Below are 9,509 nucleotides of genomic sequence, written 5' to 3' on the forward strand. Positions count from 1 at the left end.
GGTTATATCCAAGATGAAGCTCTAGCAAATGAACTAGCAGCTAAATTCTATCTGAACTGGGGGAAAGAAAAAGCTGCGGCTGGATATATGCAGGAAGCGTACTATTGTTATGCTAAATGGGGAGCTAAAGCTAAAACTGCCGATCTAGAATATCGTTATCCCAATTTACTGCGTCCTATTCTCCAGTCCGACACGAATGTACTCGAAACCTTAGCAAGTATCTGTAATGCTAATAATTCATGCTATACCTCAAATAAAACTAATTCATCCTGTACAAACATCAGTAAAACTCTAGATTTTGCTGTGCTCCTCAAAGCTTCTCAAAGCATCTCCAGCACTATTGATTTTCACGATCTACTGCGTCAACTCACTCAAATTATTTTGCAAAACTCCGGTGGCGATCGCTGTGCCTTAGTCTTGCCTAATTCTGACGGTGTATGGCAGGTTGTCGCTACTGCCACATCGACTGTGACAGAGATTTGTGCAAATTCTCTAGATGCCAATACTAACTTGCCCATTCATCTGATTCAGTATGTCAAAAATAGCCAAGCAATGGTAGTCATTAATGATGGCAAAAGGGATTTGCCCTTATGTGATGAATATTTGAGCCAAAAACAACCAAAAAGTGTGTTATGCTTACCTCTGATTAATCAGCTAAAATTGATTGGGATATTGTATTTGGAAAACCAATTTATCAGTCAGGTCTTTACTAGCGATCGTCTTCTCATGCTCAACTTCCTCTGTACCCAAGCAGCTATATCTATTCAAAATTCTCATCTTTATCAAGAAGTACGGGATTTTGCAGCAGAACTGGAACACTCGCTCCAAAATGCCGAGCAAAAATCTCAAGAGTTAGCAGAAATCATTGCGCTCTCGGATGGTCAAAAGCGAATTTTGGAATTGATTACCCAAGAATTGCCTTTAAGCAAAGTGTTAGAAGAAACTGCACTGTATATTGAAGAACAATGTCACCATCCAGCTTATTGTTCTTTTTTATTGCTTGATGCTGAAGGACGATTGCGAAATGCTGCGGGTCCTAGCCTCCCAACTGCCTACAACACTTTAGTAGATGGAATTAAAATCGGGCCAAACGTAGGTTCTTGCGGTACAGCAGCTTATTGCAAAGCTACTGTAATGGTTGAAGATATTGCTACCGATCCCCTTTGGGCAGACTATCGCGTGGCTTTAGACTACGGTTTGCGAGCTTGTACATCCACTCCAATTTTAGGTACACAGGGACAAGTATTAGCTACTCTAGCGATGTATCAACCTCAACCTAGTAGTCTGACTCCCCACGACCGCAAACTGATAGAAGTAGCAACCTATCTAGCTCGAATTGCCATTGAACGCCATCAAATTCAAGCTGAAAAAAAAGCTACGGAAGACTACAATGCTCGCCTGTTCAATGAAGTTAAACAAGCAGAAATCGACTTACGGCAAAATAAAGCTTTCCTAGAAGCACAGCGGGAATCTTCTTTAGATGGAATTTTAGTAGTCAGTCAGAACTACGAAATTAATTATTATAATCAGCGATATCTAGATATATGGAAAATTCCACCAGAATTACAAAATGTTCGCGACTATCCTTCGATGCTTACTTATTCAATGAATCAAACGGTAGAACCAGATGCTTTCTTAAAGAGAGTTTTGTATTTATACGAACATATCAATGAATCCAGCCACTGCGAACTCCATCTTAAAGATAACAGAGTTATCGAAAGGACATCATCTCCAGTCAACTCATCTGATGGAGCATATTGGGGACGAGTTTGGTATTTTCGAGATATCACCTGTCGCAAACGTTCTGAAACTGCTATCAAGCAAAAATCTCAAGCACTCGAACAAGCTCTTCAGGAATTGCAACAAGCACAGTTACAAATCGTGCAAAGTGAAAAAATGTCAGCATTGGGCAATTTAGTAGCAGGGGTTGCCCATGAAATTAATAATCCTCTGGGTTGCATTGTGGGTAATATTACTGCTGTCAAAGATTACAGCAAGGATCTGTTGGGGGCGATCGCTCTCTATGAGAATAAATTCCCCCAACCGGGGACGGAAGTTCAGAAAGAACTAGAAGGGTTCGATCTAGAATATGTACGAGAAGATTTACCCCAATTAGTCAGAACCATCCAAGATGCAGGCAATCGCATTAAATCAATTAGTAAAAGTCTCAGTACCTTCTCCCGTGCCGATAATAACCAAAAACAGGAATTTAACTTACATCAAGGGATTGAGAGCACCATCCTAATTTTACGCCATCGCCTCAAAGCTAACCAACATCGTCCGGCAATTGAAGTTGTTACAGATTACGAAAATCTGCCAGCGATTAATTGTTTTCCGGGGCAATTAAATCAGGTATTTATGAATCTTCTCGCCAATGCTATTGATGCTTTGGATGAATCTAATCAAGGACGAGATTTTGCTGAAATTAAAACCAATCCTAATCGAATTACTATTAAGACGCAACTGGTAGATGAACAGGTGAAAATTACGATCGCTGATAATGGTAAGGGAATGTCAGAGGAAGTGAAAGCAAAGATTTTCGACCATCTATTTACGACTAAAGAAATAGGAAAAGGGACGGGTTTAGGGTTGGCGATCGTTCGTCAAATCATAGTCGAAAAACATGGTGGAGAGATTCACGTTGATTCTATACTAGGAGAAGGGACAGAATTTATCATCAGTTTACCAATTTAGGTAAAAGGAAGAATTAATACCATTTCTGAAAAGAATAGCATTCTTTTTCACCCTTGGTATAAAAGAGCAAAATATAACTTCAAAACTAGAAAAAATCAACTGTGAGCGCTATGATAAAAATGTTACTAAAATTGCTATGCTAGGAGATAATAATTATGGCTGGTTTAACAATAAAAGACTTAGAGAAATTTGCAGCCGAACATTTAGGCTATCAAATCGAATTAGTAGGAGTAGAAATTATTTTTATGAGTCTTTATATCTGAGAGTTTTTGAGATAGATAATTAATTGATATGGCTTTAAGTTGCATTTTAAAATCAACAGGAAAATATCTCGATGCCAAGAACTACGATCCCCAAAAACATCGAAATGATACTTGGGATAAATTTGTAGACTCACCAGTTTTTTATAGAAAAGACCACTGGAGAACAGGGACTTATGTAAGACCTCATTTTGTTAGTCAGTACAAGGGCAATTTTCCTGATACAAAATTAATTTTCGACCCTGAATATTTTAAGAATAATCAAACTTACTCACCAAGAGAATCATGGGAACACATAGAAGGAAAATTCTATGTGGCTGAATACTGTCTTAAATGTGCTTCTGATGGGCTTAAACCTGACTGCATTCAATTTGAGCATTTAGTTAAAATGCCATCAGGTAAATACAGAATTATTGATGTGGCTATAGTCATGGCTTATGGCGATATTTTTGCTCACGAAATCCAACTGGCATCTATAACGCCAGAACAACTAGAAGCGAGGTCAGAAGACTACAGAAACATAGGGATTGACGTTGTTTGGTGGTTAGGCAAGTCTGCAAACACTCAAGCAAATAGAGAATGGCATGGTGATTATTTCTCAAGACTTCCTCCTGTACTTTTGTTCACTGAAACAGACAATGCAAGTAATACAGAAGGAGAGGCAAGGGATGACGACAAAAATAATTACTTCATTTCTAATATAGATACAATAACTGATAATGACGAAGATGATTACTTTTAGGAAGAATTTGAGTTTTAGGACCACCCATATTATTAAGCATGAACATCAGAGGAAAACTACTTTTAATATTCCCATAAATACCCTTGTATGTACCTGGGAAAAATCTGCTTGCCAGAGGTTGGTTAAGCAAGCTTTCTATGAAAGGAGGAAGGAAGAGCAATTTGACAAATTTATAGAAATCGGGAATTTGACAATAAAAAACGGTTTTACTCCTGCCGATCGACTTCAACAATTTTACGGGCAAAAACATAGTCAAAAATCTTTAAACTGCGATATTCCTCTCGATTTTGTGACCGAATGTTTACACGACCCCTATGAATTTGTAGTAAATGTAAACAGTTTTATTATGGCTTTAGATCGGCCTGTTATTGAACTATATTTTGAAAGCTTAACCCCTAAAGCTAACCCAATAGAAACAGAAAAGAGCAAATGGTTGAGTCAGCTTGAACTTATAGAAAATTATCGGCAATACACCATATTTACCCTTGTCAAACAGATGCAGCGTTATCTCTGTAGACCAGTTACACGGGTTAATTTGTTGATGTGTGTTGATTACCCTTCTGGTTTGTATAGGTTACATCCTTATTCTGCTAAATGGGAGACAAAAAAATTATTAGATGTCATTCACTATGTTGGGAGAGCTTTCCAGGTTTGGAAGCAACTGACCCTTGAACAGGTTATGCGAGGCTGCTGTTTCCTTGGCGATCGCAAACAGTTATGTCTAGGGGCACTTACCAGGCTTAAAAATTGTGGGGCAATAGTAGAAAATAAAAAACATCTTTACACCCTTGTTAACGTTCAGAATATGGTAGATAGTATCTACAGTATTCCTCTGTTAACCACTACTCAGGTCGAGCAAATCAAGCAAAGGGCTTATTTTGCTCGACAAAACTTGACTCCCTAAGCACATTCAAATCATTGCTTCGATTTTTCCCTAGCAAAATTTGTAAGTCTGTCTGATGGGAAGGCGATCGCTTTTTCCAGCTAGAGCAACTGCTACGAACTAGGAGCGATCGGTTTTCTAGATTTATATAACCCAATTATTTAACTTAAAATCAGAAATACGCTGTTCAACAATTAATAATTAATAATTAATAATTAATAATTACCTCTCCTTGAAAAGAAGAGGATTGACTCAAAGGAAATTTTTTTTCTTTTTCCCCTTAAAAGGGGAGGCTTTAAACCACAATTTATCGGTAATAACGAGTTTTGTTCGTGACTCAAATTAAATCTTCAGTGAAAGCAACCTACTTAATAAGTACATCAAATTTATAAATTAGCTCTTATTTATACATGATACTTACTAGGAAATGCTATATAAATTTTCCTATTTGTTTGCTAAAATATAAAAAAATTGATAATTGAATAAATTATTCAACCTAACTTTACTACTATCGGATAATTATGGAAGCAATTTGGCAAATCACCAAAAATCTCACAATTCTGAATATACCAGTAAGAATAATATTTTTTATAGCCCTGGTTTTAATAGCCACATTAGCCTTAAAACAATTATTAACCACAATTGTAATTAAGCGAATTGAGGCTTTAACTCGTAATACAAAAAGCACCCTTGATGATCAATTAATTACAGTTATTAAACAACCTATCGCATGGTTCATATATTTACTGGGATTTCGAGTTATACAATTAATCTTAACAGATTATATTTCTCCCGAATTCAATCAAACAATTACAGGAATTATTAGCCTAGCAATAGTAGGTAATGTAGCACTAATTATCTACCGTACATCTCCAATTTTAGGAGGATTTTTGAGAACTTTATCAGCTCAAACAGACACTGAATTAGATGATATTATTAGCCCCTATATTCCGAAACTATTGAGGTTAACTGCCATAGTAATTTTTGCCCTAAAAGCAGGAGAAGTATTATTAGGAGCTTCTGCTACTGCAATATTTGGTTTAATCGGCGGTTTTGGTCTGTCATTAGGCTTATTATTTAAGGATGTTATTGTTGATTGGGTAGCGACAATTGTAATTTATACTGACGCTTTGTATCGAGTAAATGACTGGCTTTTACTGCCAAGTGGTCTGAAGTGTACTGTACAACATATAGGTATTAGAAGTACAACAATTTATATACCCGATGAGGGAGTTACCCAGAAAATTCCTAACTCTAAAATGATTGATGGTAGCATCAAAAGTTTCTCTCAACAGCCAATTGAAAATAAGACAGGAGCTTTTATGTCGTATATTAAAATTGATGGTATTTCATCTAAAAAAATAGCTCATATCAGGGATAAAATTCGAGAAATACCAAAATCAATTGACATTTTATATGATTCTTGTTCAGTTAGATTTGAGGGATGTCAAGGAAATGCTCGTGTTATTAGAGTAATTGGATTTACTAATGATTTAAAGAATTATTCGAGTGCTTATGACCAATTAAATTTGGCAATATTGGCTTTATTGGAGCAGGAGGGAATAGATTTATTTCATGTGAATATTCTGAGCGATACAGAAACTTATAAAACTTGGCAGTATAGTGAAAATTAGGCATTAAATAAGTAGATAGGTGGGAAAATTTACAACTACGTCATTGCGACTGGAACGGAGTGGAAGGAAGCAATCTCAAGAGTTTTTACTTGAATACTTATTATATATTTGGGGGTGGGCAGTAGGAGAGATTGAATATTGAAGTAATTATAGAATTATAAACATTAGGACTTACCGAAAAATTGTGGGTATGTGTCTCCCCTTTTAAGGGGATAATAAGCGGTCGAGGGATGGCGATCTTCGGAGCGGGTCTGCAAGAACGGGTCTCCTCGCCATATCCAATCGACCAAGAGAAGAAAAATTTTCATGAATTTGTCAATCCTCTTCTTTCAAGGAGAGGTAATTATTCATTATTCATTATTCATTATTAATTGTTGAAGCACCTGCAATGTATTTCCGTCATTGCGACCCATAGCGAAGTAATCTTAAACACTACTTTTTCGTGCCTAGTGCGTAAGTCCTGTTTATTTGACTTTGTTACTAAAATCCAGTTAGAGAAGAGAGTAAGAATATTTTTTATACTTCTATTTTTGCTGATTATTGTATCTCCATGCCAAACGTTGTTGGAGTAATCTATGAATAAATCGATAACCTCCTCCAACACGTTGAAGTAACATTTTTTCCGTGGCATAGTTGAGGAAGCGGGCGTAATTCCAGGGGGCTTTTTTTGTGAGGAAAAATGTGATGCGGAGGGTTAGGTGTATATTTAAAATATCCAAAAAACTTCTGTATAAATTAGTTAATAAAATGCCAAATGAAACCAGTGAAAGACTCATAAATTCTAAACTAATAATTAATTTTGGAAGAATAATTAAGCTGACCGTAATGGGTAAATTTATTATTATCAATATACCTGTATTAATAGCTATCTTCCATATACCCTCATTAGGAGATTTTTGGGCTTTAAATTCTCCAGATGGTAAAGACGATTGCCATGCTACAGTACTTATAGAAACAGACATAATAGCAATTGAAAATATTGCTAAAGCTATACTTTTAAAATTAAATTCTAAAATTGTATACATCAATATCGGACATACTATAAATATATTTACTAATATAAAAGCAGGGTGAAATAGCTGTTTTTTAAAATTATGTTTAAATCTTTTCCAAGAAAAGGTTAGAGTTTCAACTTTCCCATATTTTTTGCGAGTATCATTAGGATTATGAATTGTGTTCGGTGTCAACGCATAAGCAAAAATAAGAATCAAGAAAATTACAAAAATCCAATCGAATCCTGTGTTAAATGGTGTCTGTTGAGCAGCTAGGAGGCAAAAATAGACCGCTAAAGGGTTTGATACCAATGCTAATACAAAAGAAACTATCCAGTAAATTCTTTGCTCTCGTTTTCTCTCAACCCAAGAATACCGCAACCTCTCAATCAAAAACTCAGTCATTGAATGCTTCTCCAACTGAGACGCCAACCACCCCAACCACTCCAAAGTCCTCTCATCACTAGGCATCCCCTTTTCCCCATAAAACCTACTATCAACCCTGCGCTCCAACATCCGACACAAATAAGCATCCAACAAAAAATCTAACCGCTCATCCCCCCTCAACTCACCCCACCTCCTCAAAGAAACCCCCACCACAACCACCATACTCAAAAACAAAGGCACCCTCACCAACTCCAACAACTCCACATCACCCCTCACCCACTCCCACAACTCACCCTTACCAAACCCCAACAAATAACCCTCCACCTGAGCATCACTCAAAGGCAACAAACAAACCGCCCCATTCAAACACAACCCACCCCCAACACACTCATATTCCTCCAACCGACTACAAACCACCAAAAACCCAGGACGACACTCCCCCGACAAAAACCTATTTATCGCCTCCACACACAAACCCTGTCGAGACGACTCCAACTCATCCAAACCATCCAACATCGGTAACAACTGCTTACCCTCCACTAACCTCTTACCAATATCCCGACTCACCCCATACTTCCAGCGCAACTCCTCCACCAACCATTCCTCAATAGACTGTTTATCATCCCTCCAAGAAGACAAATTGAAAAACACAGGTATCCCCAACTCCACATCCATCTGAGCACGAATCACCAACTCCTGACCCAACTCCAACAACGTCGTCGTCTTCCCAGACCCAGGAGCACCCAATATTAACAACCGACCCCCAACCACAGAGTCATCAAACACATCAATAATATCCGCATCACGAGATAATTTCAGAGTCGGGCGATCGCCTATTTTCACACTCACATCCCAAATACGTTTTACCTGTTGAGGTTGAAACTGTTTCGGAACATTAATTAACACTTCCATTTGATTATGCAAAGACTGACTCAAACGTGCCACCACCTCATATTTAACCGCCTCCAATAAATTCTTCCGGTTACGCAACTCTTGACGAGTCAGTAAATTATCCAAATTCCAGTCAGCACCACCTATTCTTCCCCCACTTCTACCCCGTAGTTGACTCCAAGTAGGAGGTGTAACTTTGCCATGATGAACTATTATTGGTAATTGAGTAACTCCTGGTAATTTTTCCTCAATTTCTGGATGTAATTCTTGTAATTTTTGTCTAGCTTGTTTCATAGCAGTATAAACAGAATTATTATCAGTAAAATAAGTCAAAAAATATTTAATAAATAGAGGAGCAACTTGGTCTGGGGTAATTTCTCGCCAGATAATAATAGTAATGCCAATATCTGCTAATTGTTGAGCTAAACCCAAACCGTCATAGGAGTTAAAAATAGCTAATTGTAAACCTTGTTGTTTAGCTGTTATGAGAGTATTTCTAATTTCTTGGAAGTCTAAATATTCTTGAGAATTGAGATGAATAATACCAGTTTGTTGTTGATAAGTTTGACTGTGACCGGAAAAGATGATTATATCCCAAGTTTCATCCCAGAGTTTGGCAAAGTCTTGTCGTTTAAGTTCTTGATTTGATTGGGGTAAAAATTTAGGTATAGCTCCTCTTCTTCTAAGTTTTTGAATTAAGTCTTTGTCTTGGGAAATTTTGATACTTGTGTTGTCTCCCAAGATACCTAATATTCTGACTTGTCTGGGAGTTTCGGAGATAATATTTGGGGTAGTTTTGCCCTCATTAAAGCTTAAGATTGTTTCAATTTTCTGATTTTCTGAAAGGTAGATTTCTCCCCAAGGTAGTTTATGTAAAATTTCTTTGCTTTGGTTATCTGAAATATTTTGAGTATTGAGAATAAGGGTAGTTTTTTCAGTGTGAGGAATTAGGGTTTTTATTGGTGTGAACCAGATATTTATTTCTTGGCATAGTGCTTGATAATAATGGAAATATTCCGAGCTGGA

General features: G+C 37.0%; 4 protein-coding genes and 1 pseudogene. 4 read left to right on the plus strand and 1 reads right to left on the minus strand.

Annotated elements, in window-relative coordinates; translation table 11 throughout:
* The 4 genes from SAGCYANO_RS02180 to SAGCYANO_RS02195 form a co-directional block, all read left to right on the plus strand.
* A partial coding sequence (locus SAGCYANO_RS02180) for a GAF domain-containing protein (RefSeq protein WP_202218584.1) occupies positions 1 to 2,694 on the plus strand: 2,694 nt, incomplete at its 5' end.
* A 291-nt stretch (positions 2,695 to 2,985) separates the two neighbouring features.
* The gene (locus tag SAGCYANO_RS02185; protein WP_202218585.1) at positions 2,986 to 3,696 is read left to right on the plus strand and encodes a competence protein CoiA family protein; all 711 of its coding nucleotides are present in this window, start codon (positions 2,986 to 2,988) and stop codon (positions 3,694 to 3,696) included.
* 7 nt (positions 3,697 to 3,703) lie between these two features.
* Positions 3,704 to 4,600 (plus strand): hypothetical protein, encoded by an 897-nt coding sequence (locus SAGCYANO_RS02190; RefSeq protein WP_202218586.1) that lies wholly within the window; start codon positions 3,704 to 3,706, stop codon positions 4,598 to 4,600.
* 500 nt (positions 4,601 to 5,100) lie between these two features.
* Positions 5,101 to 6,213 (plus strand): mechanosensitive ion channel family protein, encoded by a 1,113-nt coding sequence (locus tag SAGCYANO_RS02195; RefSeq protein ID WP_202218587.1) that lies wholly within the window; start codon positions 5,101 to 5,103, stop codon positions 6,211 to 6,213.
* 524 nt (positions 6,214 to 6,737) lie between these two features.
* Here the strand turns inward: SAGCYANO_RS02195 and SAGCYANO_RS02200 are convergent.
* Positions 6,738 to 9,509: pseudogene (locus SAGCYANO_RS02200) on the minus strand (hypothetical protein); the annotation flags it as partial.

The sequence above is a fragment of the Okeania sp. KiyG1 genome (assembly GCF_014132355.1).
GTDB lineage: Bacteria > Cyanobacteriota > Cyanobacteriia > Cyanobacteriales > Microcoleaceae > Okeania.

Bases quoted from the DNA above. Each gene is read 5' to 3' on its own strand.
- SAGCYANO_RS02185 (WP_202218585.1), top strand. From the start codon at position 2,986: ATGGCTTTAAGTTGCATTTTAAAATCAACAGGAAAATATCTCGATGCC.
- SAGCYANO_RS02195 (WP_202218587.1), top strand. From the start codon at position 5,101: ATGGAAGCAATTTGGCAAATCACCAAAAATCTCACAATTCTGAATATA.